This is a genomic window from Mycolicibacterium flavescens (assembly GCF_001722335.1).
Classification (GTDB): Bacteria; Actinomycetota; Actinomycetes; order Mycobacteriales; family Mycobacteriaceae; genus Mycobacterium; species Mycobacterium flavescens.
In genome coordinates this window covers 148,679-161,903 of the sequence record NZ_MIHA01000007.1, presented here as the reverse complement: position 1 = coordinate 161,903, position 13,225 = coordinate 148,679, and the positions used below count along the sequence as shown (strand labels likewise).

Below are 13,225 nucleotides of genomic sequence, written 5' to 3'. Positions count from 1 at the left end.
TCGTGGAAGGGGGGTCAGTTGACTGCCGAAGCGATCCAGGGTCCACCCCTGACGGTTCGCCGCCCGTTCCCGGCCCGACTCGGGCCCAAGGGCAACATCATCTACAAGCTCGTCACCACCACCGATCACAAGCTGATCGGGATCATGTACGTGGTCACGTGCTTCGTGTTCTTCTTCATCGGCGGGCTGATGGCGTTGTTCATCCGCGCCGAACTCGCGTCCCCAGGCCTGCAGTTCCTGTCCAACGAGCAGTACAACCAGCTGTTCACCATGCACGGCACGGTGATGCTGCTGTTCTACGCCACCCCGATCGTGTTCGGCTTCGCCAACCTGGTGCTGCCCCTGCAGATCGGCGCGCCCGACGTGGCGTTCCCGCGGCTGAACGCGTTCTCCTTCTGGTTGTTCCTCTTCGGCGGGTTGATCGCGATCGCCGGGTTCATCACCCCGGGCGGCGCTGCCGACTTCGGCTGGACCGCCTACGCCCCGCTCAGCGACGCCATCCACTCACCCGGCGCGGGCGGTGACCTGTGGATCATGGGCCTGGCCGTCGCCGGTCTGGGCACCATCCTCGGCGGCGTCAACATGATCACCACCGTCGTGTGCATGCGGGCCCCCGGGATGACGATGTTCCGGATGCCGATCTTCACCTGGAACATCCTGGTCACCTCGATCCTGGTGCTGCTGGCGTTCCCGATCCTGACCGCCGCGCTGCTCGCGCTGGCCGCCGACCGTCACCTGGGCGCGCACATCTACGACCCCGCCAACGGTGGGCCGCTGCTGTATCAGCACCTGTTCTGGTTCTTCGGCCATCCCGAGGTGTACATCGTCGCGCTGCCGTTCTTCGGCATCGTCACCGAGATCTTCCCGGTGTTCAGCCGCAAGCCGATCTTCGGCTACACCACGCTGATCTACGCCACCTTCGGCATCGCGGGTCTGTCGATGGTGGTGTGGGCGCACCACATGTTCGCCACCGGCGCGGTGCTGCTGCCGTTCTTCGCGTTCACCACCTATCTGATCGCGGTGCCGACCGGGATCAAGTTCTTCAACTGGATCGGCACGATGTGGAAGGGGCAGTTGACGTTCGAGACGCCGATGCTGTTCTCCATCGGGTTCCTCGTCACGTTCCTGCTCGGCGGCCTCACCGGTGTCATGCTGGCCAGCCCGCCGCTGGACTTCCACGTCACCGACTCCTACTTCGTCGTCGCGCACTTCCACTACGTGCTGTTCGGCACGATCGTGTTCGCCACGTACGCCGGCATCTACTTCTGGTTCCCGAAGATGACCGGGCGGCTGCTCGACGAGCGGCTGGGCAAGCTGCATTTCTGGCTGACGCTGATCGGCTTCCACACCACGTTCCTGGTGCAGCACTGGCTCGGCAACGAGGGTATGCCCCGCCGCTACGCCGACTACCTGGCGACCGACGGCTTCATCGGGTTGAACGTGGTGTCGACGATCGGTGCGTTCATCCTCGGCATCTCGGTGCTGCCGTTCACCTGGAACGTGTTCAAGAGCTGGCGCTACGGCGAACCGGTCACCGTCGACGATCCGTGGGGTTACGGCAACTCGCTGGAGTGGGCCACGTCGTGCCCGCCGCCGCGGCACAACTTCACCGAGCTGCCGCGGATCCGTTCCGAGCGGCCCGCGTTCGAGCTGCACTATCCGCACATGGTGGACCGGATGCGCGCCGAATCCCACATCGGCAGGCACGCCACCGCAGGTGAGGGCGCGGGGCTGCGCACCGAACCCGACCGCAGCAGCTGATCCGGGGTTGTTCGCCGCGAACAACCCCGACCACCTTTTTGTTCGCCGCGGGCAAGCCCGCCGGCGCCCGTCGCTGCGACAATGGAGTTGTCATCGAGAACGTCGTGCGCCCAGCGGATCTGACTCAGCGGGCGCTTCTTCCGAAAGACATTTCGACGTCGACACCGGCTTCACGGCCGAGTTAGGAATCGTCAACATGCGTAAACAGATTGGATTATGGACCAGCTGGGCCGCCCTGGTGGTCGGCATCAGCGCCGTGGTCGCGGGCTTCACCGTGACCTCCACCCGACTGGGGCACAACCTGGTCGTTTCCTTCGCCGTGTTCATCACGTTCTTCGCCGCCCTGTCGCTGCTGGCCCGCACGCGCACCAACGGCTTCTGGGGCCTGGTCACTTTGGGCCTCGGTATGACGATGGTGCCGTTCCTGGGCGCGGGCTTCACCCCTGACCCGGGTGCGGCGTGGACCGGTGTCATCGCCGGACCGCTGGCCCTGATCCTGGGCGCGACCGGCTGGGTCACCGGACGACCGCCGACGGTCGCCGGGATCAGCCACTGGGGCAGCCGCGAGGCGCAACAGGGCACGCTCGAGAAGTGGCTGTCCGGCGCGGGTTTCGTCACCGGTCTGGCCGCCGTGCTGTTCGGTGTCATCCTGGGTGCCTCGACGGCGACGATCGCGGTCACGGCCGGCCTGGGCGTGTTCCTGATGGTGGTGTCGGTGTGGGCATGGCTGGCGGCCGACCCCACCCGCGACTACTTCATGGTCGCCACCGTCGGCTTCGCGCTGTTCCTCGCACCGACCGTCGCCGGGTACGGGCACGAACCCGCGGCGTGGGCGGCCTGGGTTCCCGGTCTGATCGCCGCGGTGCTGGGTGTGACCGGCTACCTGCGTGGCGACACCCGCGACCGCCGGACCGACCTGCGGGAAAGCGCTGCCGAGCGCTACCGCCGCACCTACCGGGCGGCGCGCCCGGCCTGATTTAAGAGACCGACGACTCGGTGTCGAACGACGTCACGATGGCCTCGACCGGCGACCGCCAGGTCAGCCCGAGGTCACGTAACGTCGCCGAGTCGTCGGTCGGGGTGGCCGCGGTGAGCAGCAGCGCCGCCTCGTACGTGAGCCCGTCACCGAGGTCGACGACGTTCGACAGCGCCTCACCGAAGCGGCTCAAGGCCCGAAAAGCGCCCTGGCTGAGCGGGATTCGCCGGAACCGCCGGTTCGAGCCGCGCTCCAGCGCGGCGATCATGTCGTCGAACGCGATCAGCTCACCGCCGCACACGTAGCGGCGCGGCCCGCGGCCCGGCGTCATCAGCGCCACATGGACATCGGCGACGTCGCGCACGTCGATCATCTGCATACCGCCGCGCAACCGCGGCGCGACCCCCATCCGCACCAGCGGGCCCCACCCGCGTTCGGTCACCCCGGGCGCGGTGTGGAAGGCCGGGCCGACCACGCTCGACGGGTAGGTGACCACCACCGGGGCCCCCTGCTCCTGCAGGCGTCGCGCCACCCGGTCGGCGTACGCCTTGGTCTGCGCGTACGGGCTGCGTCCCGGGGTGGTCGGGGTGTCGGGGCCGATCACCCCGTCCGGCGGCGGGAACAGCGCGCTGTAGCTGCTGACCGACACGACCGGGTCCAGCCCGGCGGCCACCGCCCGGGTCAGCACCGCCTCGGTGGCGTGGGCGTTGACCTCCCACATCAGCGCGGTACGCCGCTTGTCGGTCCCGACCACACCGGCGCCGTGCAGCACCGCGTCACAGCCGTCGAGCAGCGCGTCGACCGTCGCGGTCTGGCGGATGTCGCCGCTGCGCGTCTCGACATCGCCGATCTCGGCGAGCCGGTCGAGTATCGGAGCGCCCTGCGCGTCGGGGCCGACGAGCAGGCGCACGCGGTGCCCGGCGACCAGCAGCGCACGCACACAGTGCGCGCCGACGTAACCGGTGCCACCGGTGACGGCGATCAACATGGGTTCACCTCGGATCGATTGAGGCGCCGATCGTATCGAAGTGCCCGCGCCGGTCGGTCGGCTACTGCGGCAGGTGCTCGCGGCAGTAGGCGTAGAGCGCGAGCCCGCCGAAGTTCACGACGTCCTCGCGTGACCACTTCTTCTCGGCCTTCTGGATCAGCTGCAGCGCCGCATCGGTGGTCCCGCCGTTGTTGAGCAGATCGCAGGTCCGGTGCGCCAGGTCGAGAGTCTTCGCGTCGTCCTTGACCGGGATGCCGCGCTCGCCGAGGGCGCTCAGAAACGCCTGGTCGATCTGCTGCTGGGTCTGGCCGGCCGCCGGTGCGGCCACTGCGGTGGCAGCGACGACCGCGAACAGTGCCGCGGCCAGAAAACGCCTCGTGTCCATGTGCTTCTCCCAGGGTGCCCGACCCGGCGAAAGCGTACGCCCTAGGTCATCTCGGCCGCACGATGTACGGCGTTCACGATGCCCTGATAGCCGGTGCACCGGCAGAAGTTGCCGGACAGCCCTTCGCGGATCTCCTCGTCGGTCGGCTTGGGGTTGTCGCGCAGCAGCGCGGTGATCGAGGTGACGAAACCCGGTGTGCAGAACCCGCACTGCAGGCCGTGGCATTCGCGCATCGCGGCCTGCACCGGCGACAGTTCGCCGTCGGGTCCGCCGATGCCCTCGACCGTGGTGACCTCCATACCGTCGGCCTGCACGGCGAACACCAGACAGCCGCGCACGGCGTCGCCGTCGAGCAGCACCGTGCAGGCGCCGCAGGCGCCGTGCTCGCAGCCGAGATGCGTTCCGGTCAGACCGCACTTCTCGCGCAGGAAGTCCGCGAGCGTCAGTCGCGGCTCCACGGTCGCGGCGTACGTGCGCCCGTTGACCGTGACTTCGACCGGCATGTCATGCATCGGTTGCCTCCGTGATGGCTGATGTCCAGGCCCGGGCGACCATGGTGGCCCCGACCTTGGCGCGGTAGGTCGCCGACCCCTGCAGGTCGGACGGGATGTCGTCCAGACCGGCCAGCGCGAGCCGCCCGATCTCCTCGGCGCTGATGTCACCGGCCGGCCGGCCGGTGACCGCTTCCTCGGCGGCGGTGCCGCGCAGCGGGGTGGACCCCAGTCCCAGCAGCCCGATACCGCAGCGGGTGACGCGGTCGTCGTCGTCGAGTTCGACCGCGACCGCGGCACCGGCTATCGCGAAATCGCCGTGCCTGCGGGCGAATTCCTCGAGCCCGAAGCCTGATCTCGCACCGCGGACCGGGAAGTTCACCGCGGTCAGCAGCTCGCCGGGCGCCAGCGCGGTCTCCCACAGCCCGGTGAAGAAATCCCTGGCCGCGATCTGGCGCGAACCGGTCGAGGACAGCGCCTCCATGGTCGCGTCCAACGCGAGCGCGACCGCTGCGTACTCGGCGGCCGGGTCGGCGTGTGCGATCGCGCCGCCCAGCGTGCCCCGGGTGCGGATCTGGAAGTGCCCGATGTGCGGGGTGGCCATCGTCAGCAGCGGAACCGATTCGGCCACTTCGTCGTCCATGCCCACGAATGCGTGCGGTGCGCCGGCGGCGACGCGGACGGCGCCGTCGACGAGGTCGATGCTGCGCAGTTCGTCGATGCGCGAGATGTCGATGAGGTTCTCGAAATAGGTCAGCCGCATCGCCAGCATCGGCACCAGGCTCTGACCACCGGCGAGGATCTTCGCGTCGTCGCCGAGTTCGGCGAGCAGGTCCACCGCCTCCTTGGCCGAGTCGGGCCGGTGGTAGGCGAACGGGGCGGCCTTCATGACAGCGTGTTCACAAGCCGCGCCAGCACGGCCTGCAGATCGTCGGCGAGCACCGCGGCCGGCGCCTTCTTGCGTCGGCGCCCGATCAGGATCCCGACCGCCACACCGCCGGCGACCGCGGCCACGACCGGTGCGGCCCGCTTGGCCAGCGGCAGCGCCACCACCTTGACCATGTCGATGGAATCGGAGGCCGCGGGTTGTGCTGTGGCGGCAGCGGTTTCGGCGGTCGGCGCGGTGGTCGCACCGGCCGCGCCCGTCGGGGCGGCGTCGCCGAGCACGCTGGCCTCCAGCGATTTGGCGAACTGGCCGATCAGGCTGGATGCCACGTCGGCGAGCACGCCGCGGCCGAACTGGGCGGCCTTACCCGAGATGGTCAGATCGGTGTTGATGACCACGCTGGTCGAGTCGCCCTCATCCTTGAGTTGGGCGGTGACGATCGCGGCGGCGTTGCCGTTGCCGCGCGTCTCCTTGCCCTCGGCGCGCAACACCACCCGCTGTGCGGCCGCGTCCTTCTCCTGAAACGCGGCAACACCCTTGTAGGACACCGTGATCGGGCCGACCTTGACCTTGACCGCACCGGTGAACTCGTCGCCGTCGACCGACAGCAGGGTGGCGCCGGGCAGGCACGGGGCGACCCGCTCCACGTCGGTCAGCACCTCCCACGTCTTGGCGGCCGGTACTGCGACCCGGAACTCGTTGTTCAACTCCATGTTTGATCCATCCTCGATCGTTACTTCCGGGCTTGCTCGATCGCCTCGACGATCGCGGCAGGGCTGGCGGGCAGGCGGGTGATCGTCACACCCAGGGGAGCGAGTGCGTCGTTGATGGCGTTGATGACCGCGGGCGTGGCACCGATCGCGCCGCCCTCGCCGACGCCCTTGTAGCCGCCGACACCGGGCCCCGGAATCTCGACGTGGCCGTACTCGATCGGCGGCACCTCGGTGGCCGTCGGCAGCAGGTAGTCGACGAACGTGCTCGACAGCGGGTTGCCGTCGGCGTCGTAGACCATGTCCTCGAGCAGCGCCCCGCCGATGCCCTGCACGGTGCCGCCGGCGATCTGGCCCTCGACGACGTTCGGATTGATCATCGGGCCGACGTCCTCGCTGACGATGTAGCGGGTCAGCGTCACCCGGCCGGTTTCGATGTCGACCTCGCACGTGCACGCGTGTGTGGCGTTGGCCCAGTGGATCATCGCCTCCAGCGGTGAGGCGAACCGCGCGGTCGCCTCCAGCGACGACGAGACTCCCGGCGGCAACTGCTGCGGCTCGTAGTAGGCGCGGTAGGCCAGGTCGGCGAAACTCACGCTCTTGTCCGGGTTTCCGGCCGCCACCGCGTGCGAGCCGGTCAGCTCCACCTCGGCCTCGTCGACCTCCAGCCGCGGTGCGGCCATCGCGATGATCTGCCTGCGCAGCATCGCGCCCGCCTCGGCGACCGCACCCGCGGTCATCGGGCCGCTGCGGCTGCCCTGGGTGCCCGCACCGTACGGGGTGACCGCGGTGTCGCCCTGGATCGTCGACACGTCGGCGATGTCGGCGCCCAGCGCGTCGGCGGTCAACTGCACGACGGTGGTCTCCAGGCTGTTGCCGGTCGACCCGCCGTTGACGTAGACGTTGATCTTGCCGGTGGGCTCCATCCGGATGGTGCAGCCCTCGGTGCCCAGGTGTCCGGTCGCGGCGCCGGTCGGTTCGATGTAGGCCGAGAAGCCCAGCCCGATGTAGCGGCCCTCGGCCAGCGCGTCGGCCTGCTCCTTGCGGAAGCCCTCGTGGTCGAGGATCTTGACGGCCTGCTCGAACGTGTCGGCCGGCGCGACATGGTCATACGGCATGCCGTTGGGGTTGAAGTACGGCATTTCGTCGCCGCGCAGGATGTTGCGGCGGCGCAGTTCGACCGGGTCGATGCCCACCTTGCGGGCGGCGATGTCGAAAAGCACTTCGCGAGCCAGGGTTTCGTACTGCCACGGTCCGCGGTAGGCCGCGAGCCCGGCGGTGTTGGAGAACACCGTCTTGTAGTTGAAGCTCGCCTTGGGCACCCGGTACGGGCCGGGGAAGAACATGCCGACCGCCGCGGTGGTCAGCACCGGGTACGGGGTCGGGTAGGCACCGATGTCGTAGGCGAAGTCGATGTCGACGGCCAGGATCGCGCCTTCGTCGTCGAGCGCCATCCGCACGTTGCCGTCGACGTGGCGGGCCTGCCCGGCCGACATCAGGTTCTCGCGGCGGTCCTCGATCCACTTCAGCGGCGCGGACACCTTGCGCGCGGCGAGCATGATGCACATGTCCTCGCGCATCGGCACGACCTTCTGGCCGAACCCGCCGCCGGTGTCGCGCATGATGACCCGCACGTTGTGGGCGGGGATACCGAGCAGGCGCGCGCAGAACGCCCGCAGTTCGTGCGGGGTCTGCGTGGACGCCCACATCGTGAGTTCCTCGGTGGCCGCGGTCCATTCGACCACCAGGCCGCGGCACTCGATCGGAACGGGCGCGTAGATCTGCTGATAGACGTTGGCCGACGCGACGTGCGCGGCGTTGGCGAACGTCTCCTCGTCCGGCGGCGCGCCGCCCATCCCGCCGGCGACGTTGTCGGGATACGCGTCGTGCACCACCACCGAGGACCCGACGGCCTGGGTGAAGTCGGCGACCGCGGGCAGCGGTTCGTAGTCGACCTCGACGGCCTCGACGGCGTCCTCGGCCAGATAGCGGCTGTCGGCGACGACGAGCGCGACCGGATCGCCGACGAATTTCGCCTCGCCCTCGGCCAGCGGCGGCCGCGGGGTGTCGGGGATGTCCTTGCCCGCCACCGCGTGCCAGGCCTCTTTGACGTCGGGGTTCAGATCGGCGGCGGTGAACACCGCGTGCACGCCGGGCATCGCGAGCGCGGCCGATGCGTCGATGTTCGTGATCCGGGCGCGCGCGAACGGACTGCGCACGAAGCAGGCGTGCAGCATGCCGGGCCGCACGACGTCGTCGACGAAGGTGCCGTGCCCGGTCAGAAGCCGGTTGTCCTCGATGCGTGGAACGCGTGTCCCCGCGTAGCGGGTCGCGACCTTCTCCGCAGAAGCAGAAGTCACCCGATCACCCTTCCTGGCCGTGTAAAGAGTGACGTTATCGCATTCGAGAACGACATTTCCACAATCGCTGTCTCATCCGCATCAGCGTTCGTGGTGGATGCGGCCATCGGTCTCGCTCAGCGGCCGGCCGCCGCCGCCCCACCGGCGCGCGATGATCTCGGCGGCGATCGACACCGCGGTCTCCTCCGGGGTCCGCGCGCCGAGGTCCAATCCGATCGGACTGCTCAGCCGGCTCAGTTCGGCGTCGCCGAGACCGGCCTCGCGCAACCGCTGCATGCGGTCCTCGTGGGTGCGCCTCGATCCCATCACCCCGATGTAGCCGACCTCGGGCAGGCGCAGCGCGACCTCGAGCACCGGAACGTCGAATTTCGGGTCGTGGGTCAGCACGCAGATCGCGGTGCGCGCGTCGATCGCGCCCCGCTCGGCCTGCGCGGCCAGGTAGCGGTGCGGCCAGTCGACGACGACGTCCTCGGCGCCGGGGAACCGCGCCGGGGTCGCGAACACCGGCCGCGCATCGCACACCGTCACCCGGTATCCCAAGAGCGCCGCCTGCTGGGTCAACGCGCTCGCGAAGTCGATGGCCCCGAAGATCAGCATCCGCGGCGCGGGCGCATAACCGGCGACGAACACCTCCATCCCGGACTCCTGGCGCTGGCCGTCGGGGCCGTAGGACAACACGCCGGTGCGGCCCGCCGCCAGCAGGCCGCGCGCGTCGTCGACGACCGCGGCGTCAGCGCGCGCAGACCCCAGCGAGCCGTCCGCGGTGTCGGGACCCAGCACCAGACGCCGGCCGACGCGGTCCGGGTCGGGGTGCGCGATGACGGTCGCGACCGCGGTCGGCCGGTGGGCGGCGATGTCGTCGGCGACGGCCCCCAACTGCGGGAACGTGTCGCGCGAGACCGCTTCGACGAACACGTCGATGATGCCGCCGCACGTGAGCCCGACGGCGAACGCGTCGTCGTCGCTGATGCCGTAGCGCTGGATCTGCGGCCGGCCCGACTCCGCCACCTCGGTGGCGAGTTCATAGACCGCGCCCTCCACACAGCCGCCGGACACCGAACCCGCGACCGTGCCGTCGGGGGCGACGACCATGGCCGCCCCGGGCGGGCGCGGCGCGGAACGGATCGTGCGCACGACGGTGGCCACACCGGCGGTGCCGCCGCCGCTCCACACGGCCAGCAAATCGTCGAGCACGTCGCGCACGCTCGCAGTCTAAGCCCGCGGCGCTAAGCGAGTGCTCAGCGCACGTCGAACTCGATCGGCACCGACGCGGGGCCGGTGACGCCGACGACGGGTTTCCACGTCGCGGGCGCGGCCCGGCGCAGGTTGCGCATCTGCCCGGCCATCACCGCCAGCGCCTCGGCCAGTTCGCGCCGCGCGAGGTTGGCGCCGAGGCAGTAGTGCGGCCCCGCCCCGAAGGTCTGCATCGGAGCCGCGGCCCGCCTCGTGATGTCGAGTGTGTCGGGCTCGTCGTAGACGGCCGGGTCGCGGTTGGCGCCGGCCGTGTTGCACAGCACGAAGGTGCCGGCCGCGATGGGCACACCGGCGTACTCGACGTCCTCGGTCGTCATCCGCATCGTCCCGAACACGACAGGGTAGAACCGCATCAGCTCCTCGACGGCGTTCATCGCGAGCTCGGGGTGTTCGGCCAGCAGCTCCCACTGGTCGGGGTGGTCGCACAGCACGTCGACCGCGGCCGCCAGCTGGTTGCGGGTGGTGTCGGTGCCGGCCATCAGGATCCCGGCGGCCAGCATCCGCAGCTCCTCGATCGTCAACCGGTCACCGTCGTCCTCGGCGCGGATCAACTCGGAGATGAGGTCGTCGCTCAGCGACGTGCGACGGTCGGCGACCATCCCGTCGATGTAGTCGTCGAGCTCACCCCACGACGCCAGGATCAACGGTTCGTCCTCGGCGACGTTCCACCCGAACAGCTTGAAGACGTCGTCGGCCCAGCCGGAGAACAACTTCGAGTCCTCGCTCGGCGCGCCCAGCAGTTCGGCGATCACCGGCACCGGATACGGGCGGGCGACGTCCTCGACCACCTCGCAGCGGCCGACCGGCAGCAGCGGTTCGACCAGCCCGGTGATGATGCCGGTGATGGTGCGCTCGAGCCGCTTGACCGACCGCGGCGTGAACGCCTTGCACACCAGCCGGCGCAACCGGCCGTGGTCCTCGCCGTCGAGGCCCAGCAGGCTGGTGACCGCGCGGTCCCACAACTGCCCCGACGTGATGCCTTGGGCCTCCAACCCGAGCCCGCGCGGCACGCACATCCGCGGGTCGCGCAGCGCGGCGTGCACGACCTCGTAGGTCAGCAACTCCAAGCCGTGCGCCCCTTGGGCCACTGCCGCCGTCCGGCGCGCCCGCGCGATGCGGCGGTGGGCTTCGTGGGCGTCCGGCGCGTCCTCATAGGACAGGGCCGGCAGATCGATGACGGCGGCGCTCATGGTGACCTCCTCGGATCACCTCGATGCTCGGATCACGACCGGGGAGCGGACTAGCGTAGGGGACTACTCCACCGGGAAGAGGACGCGATGTTGGCACGTCTGGCCGCCGCGGCGGCCCTCGGGCTCGCGGCGCTGGTGACCGCGCAACCGGCGGCGGCGGCGCCGGAGTTGGTCGACGTCCGAGATGTGGTGCCCGACGCGATCACCGACCTGCGCTACGCCACGGCCGACAACTTCGTCGGCGAGCGCATGTACCCCGTCGATGCGCGGTGTCTGGTGGATGCGTCGATGGCGCCGCGACTGCGCGCCGCCGCGGACGTGCTGCGCAGCGGCGGTGAGGTGCTGGTGTTCTGGGACTGCTACCGCCCACACGAGGTGCAGGTGCGGATGTACGAGGTGGTCAGCGAACCGGGCTGGGTGTCGCGGCCCGGCCCCTACGCCAAGAGCCACGAGGCGGGTCTGTCGGTCGACGTGACCCTGGCCCGCGACGGCGAACCGGTGGACATGGGCACCGGCTTCGACGAATTCGTCCCGCGCGCAAACGCTTACGCGACCGACGGGGTGAGCGCCGCGGCGCAGGCGAACCGCGCCCGGCTGCGCGACGCGATGGCCGCGGGCGGGCTGTCGGTCTACCGGGGCGAGTGGTGGCACTTCGACGCGCCCGGCGCGTACACGCCGCGCCCGATCCTCGATGCGCCGCTGAACTGAGCCGCGTCAGGCGGCCGTCGGGTCGGCGGTGACCACCTGGCAGTAGTGGCAGAGGTTCGGCCCGAGCGTCGGATAACCACATCCGCCGCAAACAGCGACCGCGGTCGTCTCATCGGCTTCGAGCATGCCGGTCATGTACCCCGCCGCTGGCGAATCAATCCCAAATCCGGGACGAGTTTGCAAAGCTGCCCTACGACATGGCTACGACTGCAGCGCTCCCGGTCGAGACCGCCACCCACAGCCCCCGCCGGGCGTGGGTGGCCGTCATCCTGCTCGCCGTCGTCGGCACCCTGAACTACGCCGACCGGTTCCTGCCCGCGGTGCTCGCCGAGCCCATCCGTGAAGACCTGGCGCTGTCGGACACCGCGCTCGGCGTCATCAACGGTTTCGGCTTCCTCGCCGTGTACGCGGTGCTGGGCCTGGTGATCGCCCGGTTCGCCGACCGCGGGTCGTTCGGTCTGGTGATCTCGACCTGTCTGACCCTGTGGGGCGCGATGACCATGCTCGGCGGCGCGGTCCAGTCGGGTTTCCAGCTCGCGCTGACCCGCGTCGGCGTCGCCGTCGGCGAGGCAGGCAGCACCCCGGCCGCACACGCCTACGTGGCGCGCAACTTCGCCCCCGACCGCCGCGCCGCGCCGCTGGCCGTGATCACGCTGGCGATCCCGTTGGCCAGCGCGGCCAGCCTCCTCGGCGGCGGTCTGCTGGCCCAATCCCTGGGCTGGCGAACGGCTTTCGTGGTGATGGGGGCGATCAGCGTGCTGTTCGCCCCGCTGGTGCTGATCGCGCTGGGCCGCAGGCAGTCGATGCCCGCGGCCCCCGCCCAGCCGGGCCTGGCGAGCGCCACCGAGTTGCTGCGCAAACCGAGCTTCGTCGTGATCGTCTGCGGCGCGGCGTGCATCTCGGTCGCCGGCTACTCCCTGACCGCGTTCGCCCCGGCATATCTGGTGCGGGCCCGCGGAATGGATCTGGGCGAGGTCGGCGTGCAGTACGGGCTCGCCAGCGGGCTGACCGGCATCCTCGGCCTGCTGGTCGTCGGGCGCATCGCCGACCGGTTGTCGGCGCGGGACCCGCGCTGGGCGCTGTGGCTGGTGGCCGCGGTGACCGCCGCGATGTTGCCGTTCTCGGCCCTGGCCTTCACCGTCGGCAGCCAGACCCTCTGCATCTGGTTCATCTCGCTGAGCTATGTCGTCGGAACCGCCTACATGGCGCCGTCGATCGCGGCGATCCAGCGCCTGGCGCGCGTCGAGCAGCGCGCGACCGCGTCGGCGATCTTCCTGTTCTTCAGCGCGATCGTCGGCTCGGCGGGCCCGTTTCTCACCGGGGTGTTCAGCGACGCGCTCAAGGCCGAGCTCGGGGCGGAGTCGCTGGGCCGGGCGCTGCTGATCGTGCCGGTGCTCCAGGTCGTCGCGATCATCTGCTACCTGGTCGCCAGCGGGCGCTTCACCCGGGAGATGGTCGACACCGAGTGAGCTGGCCCGGACCGGGCTGTTTACTCTTTCGTTGATATCGATCAGCA

The 13,225-nt window shown here is 70.0% G+C and carries 13 protein-coding genes; 4 read left to right on the top strand and 9 right to left on the bottom strand.

The genetic code is table 11. From position 1 onward, the window contains the following. Nucleotides 1–18: 18 nt before the first annotated feature. Together ctaD and BHQ18_RS11830 are read left to right on the top strand one after the other, a co-directional pair. Entirely contained in the window at nt 19–1,761 is a 1,743-nt protein-coding gene (gene ctaD, locus BHQ18_RS11835; protein ID WP_069413794.1) for an aa3-type cytochrome oxidase subunit I, read from the top strand. Between the two features lie 196 nt (nt 1,762–1,957). Beyond that, nucleotides 1,958–2,737 carry a hypothetical protein gene (locus BHQ18_RS11830; protein WP_131815676.1) on the top strand — a complete coding sequence of 260 codons (780 nt, stop codon included), beginning with the start codon at nt 1,958–1,960 and terminating at the stop codon, nt 2,735–2,737. 1 nt (nt 2,738) lies between these two features. Here the strand turns inward: BHQ18_RS11830 and BHQ18_RS11825 are convergent, their stop codons facing one another. From BHQ18_RS11825 to BHQ18_RS11790, 8 genes are all read right to left on the bottom strand, one after another. Continuing rightward, nucleotides 2,739–3,725 carry an NAD-dependent epimerase/dehydratase family protein gene (locus BHQ18_RS11825; protein ID WP_069413793.1) on the bottom strand — a complete coding sequence of 329 codons (987 nt, stop codon included), beginning with the start codon at nt 3,723–3,725 and terminating at the stop codon, nt 2,739–2,741. 61 nt (nt 3,726–3,786) lie between these two features. After that, the gene (locus BHQ18_RS11820; protein ID WP_069413792.1) at nt 3,787–4,110 is read right to left on the bottom strand and encodes a DUF732 domain-containing protein; all 324 of its coding nucleotides are present in this window, start codon (nt 4,108–4,110) and stop codon (nt 3,787–3,789) included. 41 nt (nt 4,111–4,151) lie between these two features. Continuing rightward, the gene (locus tag BHQ18_RS11815) at nt 4,152–4,622 is read right to left on the bottom strand and encodes a (2Fe-2S)-binding protein (protein ID WP_069413791.1); all 471 of its coding nucleotides are present in this window, start codon (nt 4,620–4,622) and stop codon (nt 4,152–4,154) included. After that, entirely contained in the window at nt 4,615–5,490 is an 876-nt protein-coding gene (locus BHQ18_RS11810) for an FAD binding domain-containing protein (protein ID WP_069413790.1), read from the bottom strand. The genes BHQ18_RS11815 and BHQ18_RS11810 overlap by 8 nt, the downstream gene beginning before the upstream one ends. Then, nucleotides 5,487–6,200 (bottom strand): SRPBCC family protein, encoded by a 714-nt coding sequence (locus tag BHQ18_RS11805; RefSeq protein WP_069413789.1) that lies wholly within the window; start codon nt 6,198–6,200, stop codon nt 5,487–5,489. Before BHQ18_RS11805 ends, BHQ18_RS11810 begins: the two co-directional genes overlap by 4 nt. A gap of 20 nt (nt 6,201–6,220) precedes the next feature. Next, the gene (locus tag BHQ18_RS11800) at nt 6,221–8,557 is read right to left on the bottom strand and encodes a xanthine dehydrogenase family protein molybdopterin-binding subunit (RefSeq protein WP_069413788.1); all 2,337 of its coding nucleotides are present in this window, start codon (nt 8,555–8,557) and stop codon (nt 6,221–6,223) included. Between the two features lie 81 nt (nt 8,558–8,638). Continuing rightward, nucleotides 8,639–9,760 (bottom strand): XdhC family protein, encoded by a 1,122-nt coding sequence (locus BHQ18_RS11795; RefSeq protein ID WP_069413787.1) that lies wholly within the window; start codon nt 9,758–9,760, stop codon nt 8,639–8,641. A gap of 35 nt (nt 9,761–9,795) precedes the next feature. Further along, nucleotides 9,796–11,001 carry a cytochrome P450 gene (locus tag BHQ18_RS11790; RefSeq protein ID WP_069413786.1) on the bottom strand — a complete coding sequence of 402 codons (1,206 nt, stop codon included), beginning with the start codon at nt 10,999–11,001 and terminating at the stop codon, nt 9,796–9,798. Between the two features lie 87 nt (nt 11,002–11,088). Between BHQ18_RS11790 and BHQ18_RS11785 the strand changes: the two genes are divergently transcribed. After that, nucleotides 11,089–11,709, top strand: a complete 621-nt coding sequence (locus BHQ18_RS11785; protein ID WP_069413785.1) for a M15 family metallopeptidase — start codon at nt 11,089–11,091, stop codon at nt 11,707–11,709. A gap of 6 nt (nt 11,710–11,715) precedes the next feature. On the opposite strand, the gene BHQ18_RS30750 is transcribed toward BHQ18_RS11785, so the two are convergent. Further along, nucleotides 11,716–11,844, bottom strand: a complete 129-nt coding sequence (locus BHQ18_RS30750) for a hypothetical protein (protein WP_264010290.1) — start codon at nt 11,842–11,844, stop codon at nt 11,716–11,718. A 62-nt stretch (nt 11,845–11,906) separates the two neighbouring features. Between BHQ18_RS30750 and BHQ18_RS11780 the strand changes: the two genes are divergently transcribed. After that, the gene (locus tag BHQ18_RS11780; RefSeq protein WP_069413784.1) at nt 11,907–13,178 is read left to right on the top strand and encodes a spinster family MFS transporter; all 1,272 of its coding nucleotides are present in this window, start codon (nt 11,907–11,909) and stop codon (nt 13,176–13,178) included. Nucleotides 13,179–13,225: the final 47 nt, after the last annotated feature.

What these genes read in the sequence shown, in the direction of transcription:
- BHQ18_RS11810 (WP_069413790.1), bottom strand. Translation starts at nt 5,490, where the DNA reads ATGAAGGCCGCCCCGTTCGCCTACCACCGGCCCGACTCGGCCAAGGAG.
- BHQ18_RS11825 (WP_069413793.1), bottom strand. Translation starts at nt 3,725, where the DNA reads ATGTTGATCGCCGTCACCGGTGGCACCGGTTACGTCGGCGCGCACTGT.
- BHQ18_RS11815 (WP_069413791.1), bottom strand. Translation starts at nt 4,622, where the DNA reads ATGCATGACATGCCGGTCGAAGTCACGGTCAACGGGCGCACGTACGCC.
- BHQ18_RS11830 (WP_131815676.1), top strand. Translation starts at nt 1,958, where the DNA reads ATGCGTAAACAGATTGGATTATGGACCAGCTGGGCCGCCCTGGTGGTC.
- BHQ18_RS11785 (WP_069413785.1), top strand. Translation starts at nt 11,089, where the DNA reads ATGTTGGCACGTCTGGCCGCCGCGGCGGCCCTCGGGCTCGCGGCGCTG.
- BHQ18_RS30750 (WP_264010290.1), bottom strand. Translation starts at nt 11,844, where the DNA reads ATGACCGGCATGCTCGAAGCCGATGAGACGACCGCGGTCGCTGTTTGC.
- BHQ18_RS11780 (WP_069413784.1), top strand. Translation starts at nt 11,907, where the DNA reads ATGGCTACGACTGCAGCGCTCCCGGTCGAGACCGCCACCCACAGCCCC.
- BHQ18_RS11805 (WP_069413789.1), bottom strand. Translation starts at nt 6,200, where the DNA reads ATGGAGTTGAACAACGAGTTCCGGGTCGCAGTACCGGCCGCCAAGACG.
- BHQ18_RS11790 (WP_069413786.1), bottom strand. Translation starts at nt 11,001, where the DNA reads ATGAGCGCCGCCGTCATCGATCTGCCGGCCCTGTCCTATGAGGACGCG.
- BHQ18_RS11820 (WP_069413792.1), bottom strand. Translation starts at nt 4,110, where the DNA reads ATGGACACGAGGCGTTTTCTGGCCGCGGCACTGTTCGCGGTCGTCGCT.